Here is a 15,606-nt window from a genome sequence, read left to right as displayed (position 1 = left end):
TCACTTCTTGATGGCGGACGCCGCCGAGACGTTGGCGTCGTCCCACCACCGGTCGTCCGCGTCGAGCTCGCGCTTCAGGTCCCGTTCGCCCGCCCACGTCATGTTCAGGATGATGCGGGTGGTGTCCTCGCGCAGCGGGATCGTGCGATGCAGCGTGGTATCGGTCCGTAGGAAGTACACATCTCCCGAAGCGAAGTGATAGGTGTTGATGGGGTTTTCGGCGAGATAGCTGTTGATCCGTGGTGACGCCTTGTCCCATGTGGTGTGGGGTACGCACTGGAGCAGACCGCCGACGTCGATCGGCGGTGCCAGGAGCACCCAGATGAGAGCGAAGCTGAAGTCGCCCCAGTGCCATCCGTGCGTGTCCCCACGCTGTTCCTGGCGGGTGATCAGGAACTCCTCGTCCGCCTTGGGGCAGGGGTGCAACTTCTCACCGGCGAGGGCTTCGAGAGCACCCAAGAGCTCGGGGTTCGCATAGAGCGAGGTCACCAGTTCGCTGTTGGCCGCGATCATCTCGCTGGGCACCACGGACATGGAACGGCGGGTGTAGTCGGTGGTCTGGAGACGTAAGTCGCGTCGCTCGGCGTGCTTCTCGAGGAGGCGTTCCGCTTCGGTCCGCACCAGTTGACGTGTGTGCTCTTCGATCAGGTCGGTTACGGTGGCGATGCCGTACCGGTGGTAATGGTGCGACATCCGGCGGATTTCGCTGTTGTCCAGCGGGGTGCAGACGCTCTTGGGGCCAAGTCCGTTACCGCTCACGAAGGGTCTCCGATGTTCGGCTGGTGAATGCGGGATCGGCTGCACTGATCAGAGGTGGTGCCTGGTGGAACACGCGTTCAGGACCGTAGGTGCGCTTCCCGGCCCTGATCAACCACACGATCACGTGAAGGCGTGGATTCCGGTCAACTCGGGGGACAATCTCCGGGCACTTGTGGCCGCTGGGGGAAGCGCGACCGGCGCCGGACCGCGAAGTCGTGGGTGATCGACTTTCGGGGAATGGGCAGACGGGCGTTCGAGACACGACGTGATGGATCTTCCGGGCCGCTCACCCGGTCCTCGTTCGATTAACGTGGCGCGAATCGCACGACGGCCAATTTCGACCTCTCGACGGTTCGACGACCACGTTCTACCGAGAGCCCGTTGCCACGCTGCCCACTCGCGCGAATAATCAGCGGGGCATATCGTGGTGCGGCCGACATCCACCAGGCTCCTCACGCCGGGAGTTGACGACCGCCCCGTTGCTGCCCGCTGCGCCGCCAATGTCAGGAGCCCATGCGTTCCCGTGTGCGAAGACGCTGCTCCGCCTTGCCTTTTGCAAAGCCCGGCACCCCAGTCCTGATATCGGATGTGGAGGCATGATGCCCAGCACAGCACTCGACCCGAGTTTCTCCGCCGAGGACGTCTCCGCCTTCTCCAGGCAGCACCTCACCGATATCGCGGCGGGCAAACTCGCCGCGGCCCGCATTCCCGGCTTCTTCGACCGGGCGACCCTCGACAGCATGACGGCCGCACTGCACCGTCTGCCCACGGTCGACTACTACCCGGTCCGCGTCGCCATGACGAGGTTCGGCCCGGCCCTCAACGACTACCGGACTCCCCAGGGCGTGTTGCAGGCGGATCGCTACTGGCCGGACGCCGACGCCGCGGAGCGGATGTGGCGGGAGGCCGGCATGGAGCCGGATCCGACCCTGGTGTCCCTGGACATGCTCGGCAAGGCATGGGGGACGACGGTGACGACCGCCACCATCGGTGGGCGCCCCGCCTTCGCGGGGATGATGCGCGAGATCAACGCGGGCACCCTGCTGCACTACGACGACATCCACCTCGAATACCCGGGTGGCCTCTTCGACCAGGAGATCGTCTCCGAGCTCACCTACAACGCCTACCTGGTGGTGCCGGAGGAGGGGGGCGGGACGAGTCTGTGGCAGCACCGCTGGGAGGCGTCCGACGACGTCCATCGCCAACGGTACGGCTACGACCCCCGTGTGGTGGAGGGCTGTCGGCGCGTCACCATCGCCCCGGGCCACGGTGACGCCCTGCTGTTCAACCCGAACCACTACCACCGCGTGCTGCCGAACGGGCCGGGCGGGGAGGGCCGGCGGATCACCGTGACGTTCTTCCTCGGCCTCACCCCGGCGGGTGATCTGGTCGCCTGGTCCTGAGTCCGCCCGCCACCCGACCTGGAAGGAACCGACGCCCCATGGACGTCATGACCGCGATCGTCACCCGCAGGAGCGAGAAGATACTCGCCCAACCCGCCCCGAGCGACGAGGAGTTCCAGTACCTCCTCCGCGGCGCGGCCACGGCGCCCGATCACGGAAGGCTGCGCCCCTGGCGCTGGATACTGGTACGCGGTGAAGCGCGCGCCGCTCTGGCTCGCGCGCTGGTCCCCAGGGAACCCCGCGCCGTCGAGCAGGGCTCGGCCGGCCTGCCGGAGCCGCCGTTGCGGGCGCTCCTGGTCTTCGCCCCCGTTCCGGGACACAAGATTCCCGAATGGGAGCAGCTCGCCGCCAGCTGCTCCATGACGCATGCGCTCATGATGCTGCTGCACGCCCGTGGCTACGGCAGCATCTGGCGCACCGGCCGGCTGTGCACCAGCCCCGGCGTGCGCGGCCTGTTACACATGGCGGAAGAGGAACGACTACTGGGCTCGCTGGACATCGGTACGCCTCCGGAGGGCCTCCGCCAGCGCAGGCCGCTTCCCGACATCGCGGACCGGGTCTCCGTCTTCGAGGCCGTGACCGCCGTGCGGGCGACGGGCGGCCCCCGGGAAGTGGTCAGCGCGGAATGAGCGGCGGACTTCTCGTACAGGCCGGCGTGCTGCTGGCCACGGCCCTGGTGCTGGGACGGCTGGCCGTACGTGTCGGCATGCCGCCCGTGGTCGGTGAGCTGTGCGCGGGGATCCTGTTGGGCCCCTCGGTGCTCGGCCACGCCGTCCCCGCCCTGTCGACCTGGCTGCCCGACGCGGCCGTGCCGCACGGCCCGCTGGACTCGATCGGACAGCTCGGTGTGGTGCTCCTGGTGGGCACCACCGGTATCGAGATCGATACGAAGATGCTTCGCCGCAGGAGAGCGGCGACCCTGACCGTGGGCACCACCGGGCTGCTGGTACCGCTGGGGCTCGGGGTGGCGGCGGGGTTCTGGCTGCCGTCGTCACTGGTCGCCGTGGGAAGCGAGCAGCCGGTGTTCGCCGCGTTCCTCGGTGTGGCCCTGTGCGTCAGCGCCATCCCCGTGATCGCCAAGATCCTCGCGGACATGCGCCTGCTTCATCGCACGGTGGGGCAGCTCATTCTCGGGGCCGGCATGGTGGACGACGCCATCGGCTGGCTCCTGCTGTCGGTGGTGTCGGCCATGGCCGGCAGCCAGGTCCGGGCCGGCCATGTGCTCCTCTCCGTCGGGTACATGGCGGGCGTGGTGATCCTGGCACTGACCGTCGTCCGGCCCCTGGTGCGCCGGGCGCTGGCCATGGCGGAACGGGCCGGCGATGCCGGGCCCACGATCGCCGTGGTGACGACGGTCCTCGTACTGGGCGCCGCCGCCACGCAGTCGCTCGGCCTCGAGGCCATGCTCGGAGCGTTCATCGGCGGCGTTCTCATCGGCTCCGGAAGCAACGTCGACCTCAGGAAGCTCGCCCCGCTCCGGGCGGTCGTCATGGCGGTGTTCGCCCCGCTGTTCTTCGCCACCGCCGGCCTGCACATCGACCTGGCCGCCTTGGCCCATCCCGTGGTGGCGGTCGCCGCACTGGTGGTGCTGGCCGTCGCCGTGTTCGGGAAGTTCGCCGGAGCGTTCCTCGGGGCGCGCCTCGCCCGGCTCGGGGCATGGGAAGCACTGGCCATGGGCGCGGGAATGAACGCGCGCGGTGTCATCCAGATCGTCGTCGCCACGGCGGGCCTGCGGCTGGGTGTACTGACCACGGCCACCTACACCGTCGTCGTCCTGGTCGCGGTCGTCACCTCGGTGATGGCTCCCCCCGTCCTGCGTATCGCGATGCGCAGGATCGAACAGACCGAGGAGGAGGAGCTGCGCCGCCGCGACCTCGCCGCGTTCTCCGAGCCGAGCCTGGAGGGCCCGCCCCCACCACGGCAGTGATCGGGCGCGGCCGGTTCTTCGCAGGTCGGCGTGTGGTCAAAGGCTCGCGGGTTGCCGTCGCCCCGATCTGGTGGCGGCGGACGCCCGGCCGCTCGACGGGCCTACTCGGCAAGCAGGCGGTGGAAGAAGGCCCGGTAGTGGCGCAGCGCCATGCGCAGGCCCTCGGTGTCCACTTGATCGCCGCGGTTCCACTGCTCTTCCAGCGTCTGCTTGTGGTCGGCGAACGTCGCAGCGAGGCTCTGCATGACCTCCGCGACCAGTGCGTCGGCACCCTGTACGGCGTCGCGCGGGTCGTCCACGAACCTGCTCTGGAGCTCCTGCCAGCGACCGCGGAAGCCGTCGGCGTCCTCGGGGGAAAGCAGCTGCGGAGCCTCTTCCTCGGCGGCGCCGGCATCCTCAGGGGCGGGCGCCGCCGAGGCTTCCGTCTGCACGGCGGTGGCCTCGCCGGGGAGAGTGGGCGCGTCGGCGGTCGCTTGCGGTTCCTCGTCCGGAGGCGGCTCGCGCCCGCCGGGCTGGGCCAGATCCTCGGTGGTCAGTCCACCCGGCTCGCGGCCGGTGTGGGGTGCTCGTTGCATTTCTTCGTCCCTCGGGTGTCGTGGCGGACGGTGTGCGTTCAGGCGGGGGCGTGGCGTGCCTGGCCGCCGTCGGAGAGCAGTTCGTCGAAGAGGGCGCGGTAGTGGACCATGGCGCCCCGCAGCTGCTCGGTGGTCGCCTTGTGCTGGGTACCGAGAGCGTCGACCTCATGGGCGGCGCGGTAGTGCTCCAGTGTGCGGCCGTGCTCGACGGAGAGGTCCCGCAGCTGCTGGTCGAAGTCTTCGGTCGGGTAGCCCCGCTCGTGCATCAGCGACGTCACCAGACGGTCCGCATCGTGCACGGCCGTTTCCGGACGGTCGACGAACTCCTCCTGCACGCTGACCCAGTCGCGGCTGTACCGCTCGCGGCTGCTGCTGGGCAGCGGCTTGATGTCCAGCGAATCGTGGCGCTTCTCGCGTGATCTCAGCTCCCGCTCACCGGCCAGCCGGCTGTCGGCGGACTCGACGGTGCGTTCGTACTCCGGGCCGAAGCGTTCACGGAGCTGGTTGCGTCGTCGAACGTTGAGCGTGATCGCGACGGCGATCAGCGCAAGCACCACCACGATGGGAATGATGATCGCCAGAAGGGTGCCTGTTGACATCGGCGAACCTCCCTACATGGGCTCCTTCCCAGCTTAGGACCCTGGCAAGTGGTTGACCGTGCAACCGAGCTGCCCCACCGCGAGGCCGACCTCCTCACCTGCGCGAACGGCTGCGGTCCGGCCGCATCGGGCGACAGATCCGGGGTAGCCGAGGGCACGGAACGAAAAGCAAGGAGCAACAGATGACACTGCCGTGGCGACAGGACGAGGGGTGGCGGCGACGCTACCCGCAGCCGGGACCCGACTGGACACAGGGCATGCCTCAGGGACCGACGGATCCGCTCACGCCCACGGGGCGGATCGATCAGTACGGCCGGATGGGGAGCGCGCTGCGCGGTGGCCCTCTCGCGCCCTGGCAGCGGAAGGTGATCACCGGGTTCGCGATCGGTGCCGCCGTCGTCACCGTGGTGTCCTTGCTGCTGGTGTTCTTCGGCTGAGCAACGGGAGCGAGTGCACCACGGTAGGGCGATTAGGGTTGCGGCATGAGCGAAGGGCTGCGGGAACGCAAGAAGCGGCAGACGCGGCAGCGCATCTCCGACGTGGCGGTCGGCCTGTTCGTGGAGCGGGGCTTCGACCACGTCACCATCGCCGAGGTCGCCGCGGCGGCGGAGGTCTCGGTCAACACCCTCTACAACTACTACGAGGCCAAGGAAGACCTCGTCCTGCCGCCCGACCAGGCTTCCCCGCAGCGGCTCGCCGACATCGTCCGCGACCGGCAGCCGGGCGAGTCCGCCGCGCGGGCCGTACTCGACCGTCTCCGGGACGAACTGCGGCGCCGTGACCGCAAGGTGGGCCTGACCGCGGGCTTCGGCCGCGTCTTCACCATGATGCGGGCCGCCCCCACCCTCACCGCCCGCCTGGAGGACCTCGGCCGGCAGATGACCGAGGCGCTCGCCCACGTCCTCGCCGAGGAGACCGCGGCCGCCCCCGACGACCAGACACCGCGCCTGGTGGCCAGCCAGATCGGCTGGTTCCACGCACTGCTCTACAGCGAGATCGGCCGGCGCATCGAGGCGGGTGAGAAACCCGACGAGATCGCCGGGGCCGCGCTGGAACTCCTCGACCTCGTCGAGGAGATGCTGGGCGAGCGCGCCCTCGGCTACGCCGTACGCCACGCGAACACGGCCACCGACACGGACGGGGACGGGGATACGGGCTGACGTCCGCAGCGCCACAGCGGAGCGGCTGTCCGCGTGGGAACAACGGGCTGACCCGGCGCCCCCACCGGCCTGGAAGAACGGGGCGGCACCGACCCCGTCACGCCTCGCTCATCTGCGGCATCTCGCCGACCGTCGTGCGCATGTCGATCACCGCGAAGGCCGCGCCCTGCGGGTCGGTGAGGGCGGCGAAGCGGCCGAACGGGGTGTCCATCGGGCCGAAGTGCAGTTGGCCGCCGAGCTTCCTGGCCTTGCCGACGGCGTCGTCGCAGTTCTCGACGTCGAAGTAGATCTGGATGTAGCTGGGCATCTCCTCCGGGAACTCCTCGCCCATCTTCATCCGGCCCAGCACCGGGTTGTCGGTGCCACCGATGCTGAAGACCTTGAAGTCCATGCCCTGGGCCTCGGGGTCGTCACCGGGCTCCATCTTCCGCGCGGAGTAGGGGAAGACCTTCTTCAGGAAGTCGTCGGCCGCGTCCGGCCGGCGGGTGAAGAGCTCGGCCCAGCAGTACGCGCCGGGTTCGGCCGCCTTCTCGAACCCGTGGTGCTCGCCGGCCTGCCACACGCCGAAGACGGCACCGCTGGGCTCCTTGGCAAGTGCCATCGAGCCGAACGGGCCGACCTGCATCGGCTCCATGAGGAGCGTGCCGCCCGCACCCTTGATCTTCTCGGCGGTCCTGTTCACGTCGGAGGAGGCGAAGTACAGACACCAGGCGGAGGGCGAGTCCTCACTGCCGGGCATCGGCGGGACGACGGCGGCGACGGCCTTGCCGCCGGAGTAGGCCTGGGTGTAGCTGCCGTACTCGCTCGACGCCTCGCCGAACGTCCACCCGAGCACCTCACCGTAGAAGCTCTTGGCGCCCTCGACGTCCTTGAACATGGCGTCCGCCCAGCAGGGGGCGCCTTCGGGGAAATCGGTCATGGTGTGGCTCACTCCTCTCCGACTTCCCACGCTAGGCGCACGCCGTCCCGGCCGCGCGGGGAGCACCGCGGCGGGGCCGTCCGACGGCCCCGGGCCGGTCGCGGCTACTCGAACCGCGCGGTGTCGCCCGCGCCCCGGCGTACGATCTCGAACCCGCCGCCGGAGAAGTCGATGACCGTGGTCGGTTCGGTGCCGCAGTCGCCCGAGTCGACCACCGCGTCCACGACATGGTCGAGCCGCTCCTTGATCTCCCACCCCTGCGTCATCGGCTCGTCCTCGTCGGGCAGGAGCAGGGTGCTGGACAGCAGTGGCTCACCCAGCTCGGCCAGCAGGGCCTGCGCGACGACGTGGTCGGGAATCCGGACTCCGACCGTCTTCTTCTTCGGGTGCAGCAGCTGGCGCGGTACCTCCCTCGTCGCGGGGAGGATGAAGGTGTAGCTGCCCGGGGTCGCGGCCTTGACGGCGCGGAACACGTCGTTGTCGACGTGCACGAACTGCCCCAGCTGCGCGAAGTTCTGGCATACGAGGGTGAAGTGGTGACGGTCGTCGAGGTTGCGGATCGAGCGGATCCGGTCGAGGCCGTCACGGCTTCCCAGCTGGCATCCCAGCGCGAAGCAGGAGTCCGTCGGGTACACGACGAGAGCGCCTGAGCGGATGCTGTCGGCCACACTGCTGAGGGTGCGCCGCTGAGGATTCTCCGGGTGCACGTCGAAATACTTCGCCATCCGGCGAGTCTAGGGGGTGACTCCCCGGACTTGGTGGATCGTGCTGCGGCGCCTCTGGTGTGGTGGATCCGTCCCAAGGTGCGGGCGATCGGGACGTGCGCGGCGTCTGCACGCTCAGGCGTGCCATGTATGCATCAAGTATAGAGTGCCCGGCATGTCTCTCGATCTTGGCCACGGAACCACCGCCGTCCTCGGGGGAAGCGCCGCCCGCGGCCGCGTCGGAGCGTCCCGGGCACGGAGCCTGGTGGTCTGCGGGGTGCCCGCGCTACTGGCACTCGTACTGGGTCTGTGGGGACTGCGCCGCCAGGGCGCCATCTGGCGGGACGAGGCCGCCACATGGGAGGTGGCACGGCGGTCCATACCCGAGATCTGGCATCTGGTCGGGCAGGTGGACGTCGTCCACTGGCTCTACTACCTGCTGGTCCACACCGTGTTCGAGGTCTTCGGCGCGAGTCTGGCGGCGCTGCGGCTGCCTTCGGTGCTGGGCCTGGTCGTCGCCGTGGCGGCCACCGCGGCGACCGGCCGCCGGCTCGGCGGGCCCCTGGCCGGACTCGCGGCCGGACTGGTGCTGGCCCTGCTGCCGGTGATGCAGCGGTATGCGCAGGAGGGACGCTCCTTCGCGCTGGTCGCGGCGGGGGTGGCGGTGGCGACCTGGCTGTTGGTGGGCGCGGTGTACCCGGCGGGGACCACGGCCGCCCGCGACGGCCGGCGGTGGCGGGGCGCCTGGGGGTGGCGCTGGGGCGCCTACGCGGCGGTCGTGCTCGTCACCGCGCTGCTCAACTGGCTCTCGCTGTTCGCATGGGCGGCCCACGGGGTGACCGTCGTCCTCGCCCGGCGCCACGGCCGACGCCCGCTGCTGTCACGGTGGTTGACGACCGCGGTGGTGATCGTGCCGGGGACGCTGCCGCTGATACTCGCCAGCCGTCCGCAGGCGTCGCAGGTGGCGTGGATACCGCCGGCCTCCGCCGCAAGCCTGCTGGGAGTGACCGCGATGCTGGCGGTCGGCCTGGTGTGCGCCCGAATACCGCGCCGCGCACCGGAGGAGCCGTCGCCGGTCCCGGTGGGGCTGCCGCTGCTCGCCGTGCCGCAGCTGGGGCTGCTGCTGGCCTCGTTGCTCGTCGAGCCGCTCTATGTCGACCGCTATGTGCTCTTCACGTACATCGGGCTGTCGCTGCTGGTCGGTTCCACCGTCGCCTGGGCGGTGCGGGCGGTGCCGGCGTACGGCCGGGCGCGGGGCCGCGAGTGGGGCCGGGTGCGGGGCGGGGCGCTGCTCGCCGGGGTCATGGCGGTCGCGTTCCTGGCGCTGCTGCCGCTGGAGGTGGGCCTGCGGACCTGGGCGAGCCGGACGGACGACGTACGGGTGGCCGCCCACAAGGTCGCGGAGCTCGCTCGCCCGGGGGACGGCGTGGTGTTCCTGCCCGACCAGCGGCGGGATGCCGCGCTCGTCACGCCCGGCGCGTTCCGCGGACTCGACGATGTCGCGCTGGCCGAAAGCCCGGTCGCCTCCGGGACGTTGTACGGCGTCGAGGCGGCCCCCGAACGCATCCGGGCGGCCATGCTCGCCCACCGGCGCATCGTCGTCGTCAGCGACGCCGACGACAAGAGCGCCGGCTCCGCCCCGTTTCCGCCCTCGCCACGCGACCTGGTCAAACGCGCCGTCCTCGACCGCCACTTCACCGCCACCGGCGTCGCCGAGACGGGAGGCCGCCGGGTGACGGTGTACGAGCGGGCCCGGTGACTGCGGGCCATAGGGGTGTCGCCCCGGCTGGCCCGGGCCGCGAAGGGTGTCGCGACCCGGGCCAGGGAGAGACTCAGTGGTGTGGTGCGGTGCGGGTCAGCTGTTGAGGCTGGTGTGGTTCCACCAGCCCTGGCGGCCGACGGTGAAGTCGACCGTCGCGCCGTTCCCGTTGAGCTTGCCCTGGTACTGCTGGCCCTTCTTCAGCGGGCTCTCGACCAGCTGGCCGTGGGCGTCCTGGATCGAGTCGATGACCAGGGTCGGGACCTTCTTCAGCGTCGCCGGGTCGATGGCCTTCATGGGGGCGATGGTGACGGCCTCGTCCCAGTTCGGGCGCTCGGCGAGCTGGTGGGCGAGGTGGATCTCGTCGCCCTCGCCGAACACCAGGTAGGTGAGGTAGTCGGGGTAGGACAGGTCGCCCAGCCTGCGGAAGGACAGCACGTCTTCCTTCTTGCAGTCCACCGTGGTCTCGGCCGTCGTCATCTGCTGGAAGTCGCGGCTGCCGTCCGGCTTCACCACGACCCGCTCCAGGTGGACCTTGAACTGTTTGCCGTTCTGCAGCTCCGGGAGCTCGAAGTGGTGCGGACAGCGCAGCGAGTAGAAGACCCGCTGGTCCTCGTGCTTCGCCCGGTCGTCGAGGTACATCTTCTTCAGCTCACCGCTGTCCTGGATGGTGAAGCTGAACACCGCCTGGTAGTCGTGGCCGGACTGCGGGTTGTACAGGGCCAGGTGGTAGAAGAAGAGCTTCTCCTTGCCCAGGATCAGGAAGCGGTGGATGTGCTGGTGTCCCGCGTGGTCGGAATCGGGGTGGCTGGTCATGGTGCGTTGTCGCCTTTCATCGGGTGGGGTTCGGTTGGGTGTCGCGCCGGCGCCGGGCCCAGAAGGGCCGCTCGCTCCAGCGGGTCTCTTGGGTGTGCACGGCACGGTGGCCGTGCTGGTAGGCGGTGCGGGCGGTGGTGACCTGCGCCGCGTAGTCGGCCAGCGCCGACCGGTCGCCGCGCAGGTGGGCGTGCACCGCCTCACCGGCGCTCAGCCCGGTGTAGAGGGCGGTGAGGATGCCCTGTGAGCTGAGCGGGTCGAAGGCGACCGCCGCGTCGCCGGCCGCCGTCCAGCCGTCGCCGTGCACCCGGTCCAGATGTGCGCTGTGCGCGGGGGCTCGGCGGGGTGGCGGCAGCGGGCTCAGTCCGTGCGGACGGGCCCGGTGCGCCACGTGCCGGGTCGCCAGCAGCCGGTCGCGGAACCGCTCCGCGCCACCGGCGGCGCCGGGCAGGTCGGGGTCGGTGAAGTAGGCCACCAGACGCCGCCGGGAGGGCAGCAGTGCGGTGTACCACCAGCCGTCCTGGTCGGACTCGACCAGCGAACGGCCGTCGGGCGCGGTCCGCGGGGCCGGGTCGAGGGTGAGGTGGAGGGCGGTCAGCCGGTCGTCACGGCGCCGCCGGGCGCCGCAGCGGACGGCGATCGCGGCGCCCCGTCCGGTGGCGTCCACCATCCAGCGGCAGCGGACCGTGCGCTCCCCGCCGCCGGAGCGGTCGCACAGGGCGAGTCGCCAGGTGCCGTCCGGCTGCCGGGAGGGGCGCCGTACGGCGGTGTGCTCGGCGACGTCGGCGCCCGCCTCACGGGCCGCGGCGCGCAGCCGCCGGTCGAAGAGCGGACGGTCGAGGTGCCAGCCGTGGCCGTAGGGGTCGTGGAGGGAGTCCACGGCGTGCAGTTCGGTGGAGCCCCAGGCCGACAGGTTGCCGTGGCAGGGCAGATGGCCGGTGGCCAGGACCGGCTGGGCGACGCCGAGGTCGGCCAGGAGCAGCCGCCCCACGGACACCAGCGCCTCGCCCGTCTTGGGCGGGCCGGTGCCCGAGTCCGCCAGCAGGACCGTACGCCCGGCCCGTACGAGGGCGAGCGCGGCCGCGCAGCCGGCCGGGCCACCACCCGCGACCACGACGTCGTAGACGGGCGGGGGGCTCACTGCTGGGTGCCGTGGAAGGGATCGAGCTTCTCCAGGTATCCGGCGGCGACCGCCGCCTCGTCCTGGCCGGTCGCCGCCATGACCTCCTGGACCGTCTGCTGTACGAGATCCGCCTCGACGTCCTCGGCCGGGATGCTGCCTCGCCAGGTGCCGGCCACGGCGGCCAGTTGGGGTACGCCCGCCTCGGGTACCTGGATGTTGATCAGGTTGGCGTGGTCGGGGACGCCTTCGTATCCCGGCTCCGACTCGACCTGGATGTACTTGGGGAACTTGCCGTCGCCCACGGTGTACTCATGGGGCTCGACGATGCCGAACTTGTACCAGTCCTTGATCATCTGCCGGCGCTGCACGTTGAAATCGGTGCCGACCAGGCCGCGCAGCCACACCGCCCGGTTCTCGAACGCCTTCTCCCTGGCGGTGTCGTCGCTGCCGCTCGGCTTGGTGTTGACGGTGGTGAAGTCCGACATCTTCAGTACGTGGTTGGGCATCTGGGCGGGCCAGAAGGTCGGCAGATAAGGGCTGTAGCGGGGACCCAGGTTGGCGAGTACCTCATAACCGGAGCGGCAGCTGGCCGTGTCGCACTGCCAGGGAGCGGCCATCCAGCGGGTCAGGTCGCCCGGCCCCTGCGCGTGCAGCGGACCGTTCTTGCCCAGCATCTCCTGGAGGTTGAAGTGATCCCCGTAGTCGGGTTCCGGGCTCGTGCGGTGCAGGATGCGGAAGGGCTCGGAGTACATGGTCTTGTGCCGCATCGGCCAGGTGACCTCGCAGCCCGGGTGGAAGGCGTCGGCGGCGCAGTTCTCCAGCGCGGCCCGGTCCAGCAGGCCCGGCCGTTCGGTGACGGGCGCCTGGTCCACGTCCGGGTAACCCGTGCGGGGCGGTCCGGTGGTGAAGTGGCCTTCGGCCCACAGCGCCAGCATGGTGTCCTGGGTGGGCGAGAGCGTGATGTGCTGCCGGACGGAGTTGGGCTTGCTGGACATGGCGTCGCCGTAGAGCCACGGCCAGGGCAGCGGGGACATCCCGTCCCGGCAGTAGTCGCGCATGTGGATGTAGACCTGACGGCGCAGCTCGCGGCTGGTCGTGCCCGGGTCGGCGAGCCGTTTGCGCATGTCCGGGTGGCGGAAGTCGTGCGGGCCCTTCCAACCGAACTGGGTGGCGAAGCCGTGGTTGACCCATTGCAGGTCGCAGAAGCGGGTCAGCAGCGGTTCGATGTCGTCCGGGTACGACGGCTTCGGCTCGACCGGCAGGGTCTGCTCGGTGACGTACACGTCGTAGAGCACGTCGTAGAGGGTCCGGACGGTCTTCACGCCGGGTGCGTAGTGCGGCGGGGCGACCACGACCCAGGCCGGGGACGCCGTCCTGGTGGCGCCGTCGATGGTGACCTCCGCCGTGACCGGGCCGTCGGAGACGTCGTCGTACCAGGTGTCGTTGTTGGCGACGCCGGTGATCTCCTTCTCCGGGTCGGCCCACGAGGCCGAGGTGCCGACGCCGCCGACGACCAGCAGGCGGCCGTCGTCCTGGGTGGAGGCCGAGCCGAGGTTGACCGGCTTCTGCATGATCTTGCCGTCGAAGGTGGCGGTCTCGTGCGCGGAGGCGCGGATGGTCTTGCGGCCGGGGTCGTTGACGAGGTCCTTGCGCGCCGCGCCCGTGACGTCGGCGTTCCGCCGGCTGCGCTTGTCGGACGTCAGGCTGCCGGCCTCGGGGATGTCGAGCGGGATGTGGAACTGGTACCAGGCGGCCTTCTTGTTGGCCAGGTGCACCGACCACTTGATCTCGCTCACGTCATCGTCGTCCAGGGTGAGTTCCCGTACGACCTCCCCCGCCTGGTTGTAGCCGTAGAGCCGGAAGCGGGCGGCCTGACGGATGATCTTCCCCGAGCCGTCCTTGTAGGAGCCGGGCGCCAGCGGCGGCTGGTCCGGGGACTCGGGGCCGATGAAGGGCGGCTGGGTGCTGTTGCCGACTCGGGCGATGCCGATGGCCGGGTGGATCTTCACCTGGACTATCTGCTGGTCCGTCGAGCTGTCCATCTAGGGGCCTTTCCTTGGGCGGACGCACATATCTCCCCGAAGGCCTCAAACGTAGGATCGCCCCAATCCGGGCTGCGCGGCGGAGGCGTCACAATGGGTGCACGAATTCACCCCTTCGAGTCGGCGTGTCTCGAAAACCGCCCCCAGAAGTCCTACGGAACGTGATGACGGCGGCCCGGCAGCGGACTTCGACCCCGCGCGCACAACGCAGGACAGGGCATCCCTCCCTCGACTGGAGGGGGTGATCACACCGTGTTAGCGTGAACGTATCCGCATCGAACGGACGTGCGGATATCTGCGCTCGCCCGTTCTCCCCGCTTTCCTCGTACCACCAGAGGGAGATGGTGACCATGGCGCGGAACCATCTGTTCCATGCGCCCCGGGCCGGCACCAAGGCCCGGAAAGCCGAGGAGACCACCACCTGGACCGCGGCACGAACGGCTGCCCTCCAGGCCAACGTGGACTGGGCAGGCCTCCGCCAACGGATGCGCGGAGCGTTACTGCGGCCCGGAGATCCCGGGTTCGAGGACGCCAGGAAGCTCTTCAACCCGCTCAACGACGACCACGTACCCGCAGCGGTGGCGCAGTGCGAGTCGGTGTCCGACGTCCGCGAGGCGGTGCTGGCGGCCGCCCACCGGGTTCCGCTGGCCGCCCGCAGCGGCGGCCACTCCTACGTCGGCTACTCGGCGCCGCACGGCGGTCTCACCCTCGACCTGCGCCGTATGTCGGCCGTGAACGTCCGGGAGGACGGCACCGCGACCGTCGGCGCCGGCGCCACGCTGCGGGAGGTCTACACCGCACTGGGCCAGGCGGGCCGCTGTGTGCCCGCGGGCTCCTGCTTCACCGTCGGCATCGCCGGGGTGGCCCTGGGCGGCGGAATCGGCGTACTGCAACGGAAGTTCGGCCTCACCTGCGACCACCTCGTGGGCGCCGAGATCGTCACCGCGGACGGGAGGCCCCTGACCGTCTCGGCCTCCCGGGCCCCGGACCTGTTCTGGGCGCTGCGCGGAGGCGGCGGAGGCAACTTCGGGGTCGTCACCCAGTTCACCTTCCAGACCGATCCGGCTCCGGCGCTGACGATCTTCCGGCTCGCCTTCCGCGAGGGCACGGTGCCGGCGGTGCTGACCGCATGGCAACCGTGGATCAAGGAAGCGCCCCGTGAGCTGTGGGCGAACTGCAACATCTCGGGCGGGACCAAACCGAGTTGCTCGGTGGCCGGCTGCTTCGTCGGCCCGAGCACCGCCTGCCATCCGCTGCTGGACGACCTGATCGCACGCTGCGGCGTCGTACCGACCAAGCGGATCGAGGACCGCGACTACTTCAAGGCCATGCGCTTCTTCTCCGGCAAGCCCGACCGGGAGTCCTTCGTCGCCTCCTCACGGGTCCTCAGCTCGCCCGCCGACGATCCGGGCGCCGTGGTCGGCCTGCTCACCGGCCGTGCGGGCATGAGTCTGATCCTCGACCCGCTCGGTGGCGCGGTGGCCGACGTGGGCGTCCAGCAGACCGCCTTCCCGCACCGCAACGCCTTCGCCACGGCGCAGATCTATGCGGCCGCGACGGCGGCGTCCGAGGCCGCAGTGACGCGCAACGTCGGCGAGGTCGTGGCCAAACTCGCCTCCCTGGGCATGGGGGGCGGTTATGTGAACTACATCGACCCGGCGCTACCCGACTGGCCGACGGCCTACTACGGACCGAACCTGGGCCGCCTGCGCTCCGTCGCCCGCGACTACGACCCGGACGAGGTGTTCGGCTTCCCCCAGGGGCTGACCCGGGCCTGAGCGCACGTTTGCGCGGCGGCGGACCGGCCGGTGTGCCCGGCC

15 protein-coding genes are annotated in these 15,606 nt (G+C 70.3%); 7 read left to right on the top strand and 8 right to left on the bottom strand.

Annotated elements, in window-relative coordinates:
* Window positions 1-759 (bottom strand): L-lysine 4-chlorinase BesD, encoded by a 759-nt coding sequence (gene besD, locus ACFWZH_RS05335; protein ID WP_384425713.1) that lies wholly within the window; start codon window positions 757-759, stop codon window positions 1-3.
* 599 nt (window positions 760-1,358) lie between these two features.
* Here besD and ACFWZH_RS05330 point away from each other — a divergent pair.
* Genes ACFWZH_RS05330 through ACFWZH_RS05320 form a run of 3 tightly spaced genes read left to right on the top strand, consistent with a single transcriptional unit; the run spans window position 1,359 to window position 4,089 of the window.
* A complete protein-coding gene (locus ACFWZH_RS05330; RefSeq protein ID WP_384425712.1) occupies window positions 1,359-2,162 on the top strand; it encodes a proline hydroxylase in 804 nt (267 codons plus the stop codon).
* Between the two features lie 38 nt (window positions 2,163-2,200).
* Window positions 2,201-2,791, top strand: a complete 591-nt coding sequence (locus tag ACFWZH_RS05325; protein ID WP_384425709.1) for a nitroreductase family protein — start codon at window positions 2,201-2,203, stop codon at window positions 2,789-2,791.
* On the top strand, window positions 2,788-4,089 hold the full coding sequence (locus ACFWZH_RS05320; protein ID WP_384425707.1) for a cation:proton antiporter: 1,302 nt from the start codon (window positions 2,788-2,790) through the stop codon (window positions 4,087-4,089). Before ACFWZH_RS05325 ends, ACFWZH_RS05320 begins: the two co-directional genes overlap by 4 nt.
* Window positions 4,090-4,190: 101 nt before the next feature.
* Here the strand turns inward: ACFWZH_RS05320 and ACFWZH_RS05315 are convergent, their stop codons facing one another.
* Both ACFWZH_RS05315 and ACFWZH_RS05310 read right to left on the bottom strand, forming a co-directional pair.
* On the bottom strand, window positions 4,191-4,664 hold the full coding sequence (locus tag ACFWZH_RS05315; RefSeq protein ID WP_384425704.1) for a hypothetical protein: 474 nt from the start codon (window positions 4,662-4,664) through the stop codon (window positions 4,191-4,193).
* Window positions 4,665-4,702: 38 nt separating this feature from the next.
* Window positions 4,703-5,263 (bottom strand): hypothetical protein, encoded by a 561-nt coding sequence (locus ACFWZH_RS05310; protein WP_384425702.1) that lies wholly within the window; start codon window positions 5,261-5,263, stop codon window positions 4,703-4,705.
* Between the two features lie 182 nt (window positions 5,264-5,445).
* Here ACFWZH_RS05310 and ACFWZH_RS05305 point away from each other — a divergent pair, with 182 nt between their 5' ends.
* Together ACFWZH_RS05305 and ACFWZH_RS05300 are read left to right on the top strand one after the other, a co-directional pair.
* Window positions 5,446-5,700: a hypothetical protein gene (locus ACFWZH_RS05305; protein WP_384425699.1), complete on the top strand. Its 255-nt coding sequence runs from the start codon at window positions 5,446-5,448 to the stop codon at window positions 5,698-5,700.
* Between the two features lie 45 nt (window positions 5,701-5,745).
* Window positions 5,746-6,423 (top strand): TetR/AcrR family transcriptional regulator, encoded by a 678-nt coding sequence (locus ACFWZH_RS05300; RefSeq protein ID WP_384425696.1) that lies wholly within the window; start codon window positions 5,746-5,748, stop codon window positions 6,421-6,423.
* A 97-nt stretch (window positions 6,424-6,520) separates the two neighbouring features.
* On the opposite strand, the gene ACFWZH_RS05295 is transcribed toward ACFWZH_RS05300, so the two are convergent.
* Window positions 6,521-7,342, bottom strand: coding sequence for a VOC family protein (locus tag ACFWZH_RS05295; protein ID WP_384425694.1), 822 nt, complete (start codon window positions 7,340-7,342; stop codon window positions 6,521-6,523).
* Window positions 7,343-7,446: 104 nt separating this feature from the next.
* Window positions 7,447-8,067 (bottom strand): L-threonylcarbamoyladenylate synthase, encoded by a 621-nt coding sequence (locus ACFWZH_RS05290; protein ID WP_384425692.1) that lies wholly within the window; start codon window positions 8,065-8,067, stop codon window positions 7,447-7,449.
* Between the two features lie 154 nt (window positions 8,068-8,221).
* Here ACFWZH_RS05290 and ACFWZH_RS05285 point away from each other — a divergent pair, with 154 nt between their 5' ends.
* Window positions 8,222-9,805 carry a hypothetical protein gene (locus tag ACFWZH_RS05285; RefSeq protein WP_384425689.1) on the top strand — a complete coding sequence of 528 codons (1,584 nt, stop codon included), beginning with the start codon at window positions 8,222-8,224 and terminating at the stop codon, window positions 9,803-9,805.
* Window positions 9,806-9,901: 96 nt separating this feature from the next.
* Here the strand turns inward: ACFWZH_RS05285 and ACFWZH_RS05280 are convergent, their stop codons facing one another.
* The 3 genes from ACFWZH_RS05280 to ACFWZH_RS05270 are packed head-to-tail and all read right to left on the bottom strand — an operon-like array spanning window position 9,902 to window position 13,786.
* Window positions 9,902-10,621, bottom strand: coding sequence for a hypothetical protein (locus ACFWZH_RS05280; protein WP_384425687.1), 720 nt, complete (start codon window positions 10,619-10,621; stop codon window positions 9,902-9,904).
* A 16-nt stretch (window positions 10,622-10,637) separates the two neighbouring features.
* Window positions 10,638-11,762, bottom strand: a complete 1,125-nt coding sequence (locus ACFWZH_RS05275) for an NAD(P)/FAD-dependent oxidoreductase (RefSeq protein ID WP_384425685.1) — start codon at window positions 11,760-11,762, stop codon at window positions 10,638-10,640.
* On the bottom strand, window positions 11,759-13,786 hold the full coding sequence (locus ACFWZH_RS05270) for a LodA/GoxA family CTQ-dependent oxidase (protein ID WP_384425682.1): 2,028 nt from the start codon (window positions 13,784-13,786) through the stop codon (window positions 11,759-11,761). Before ACFWZH_RS05270 ends, ACFWZH_RS05275 begins: the two co-directional genes overlap by 4 nt.
* Before the next feature lie 350 nt (window positions 13,787-14,136).
* Between ACFWZH_RS05270 and ACFWZH_RS05265 the strand changes: the two genes are divergently transcribed.
* Window positions 14,137-15,564 (top strand): FAD-binding oxidoreductase, encoded by a 1,428-nt coding sequence (locus ACFWZH_RS05265; protein ID WP_384425680.1) that lies wholly within the window; start codon window positions 14,137-14,139, stop codon window positions 15,562-15,564.
* Window positions 15,565-15,606 lie beyond the last annotated feature (42 nt).

Origin of the sequence: Streptomyces sp. NPDC059008 (genome assembly GCF_042749045.1) — a bacterium.
Lineage (GTDB): Bacteria > Actinomycetota > Actinomycetes > Streptomycetales > Streptomycetaceae > Streptomyces.
This window is presented reverse-complemented; position numbering and strand designations above follow the sequence as displayed.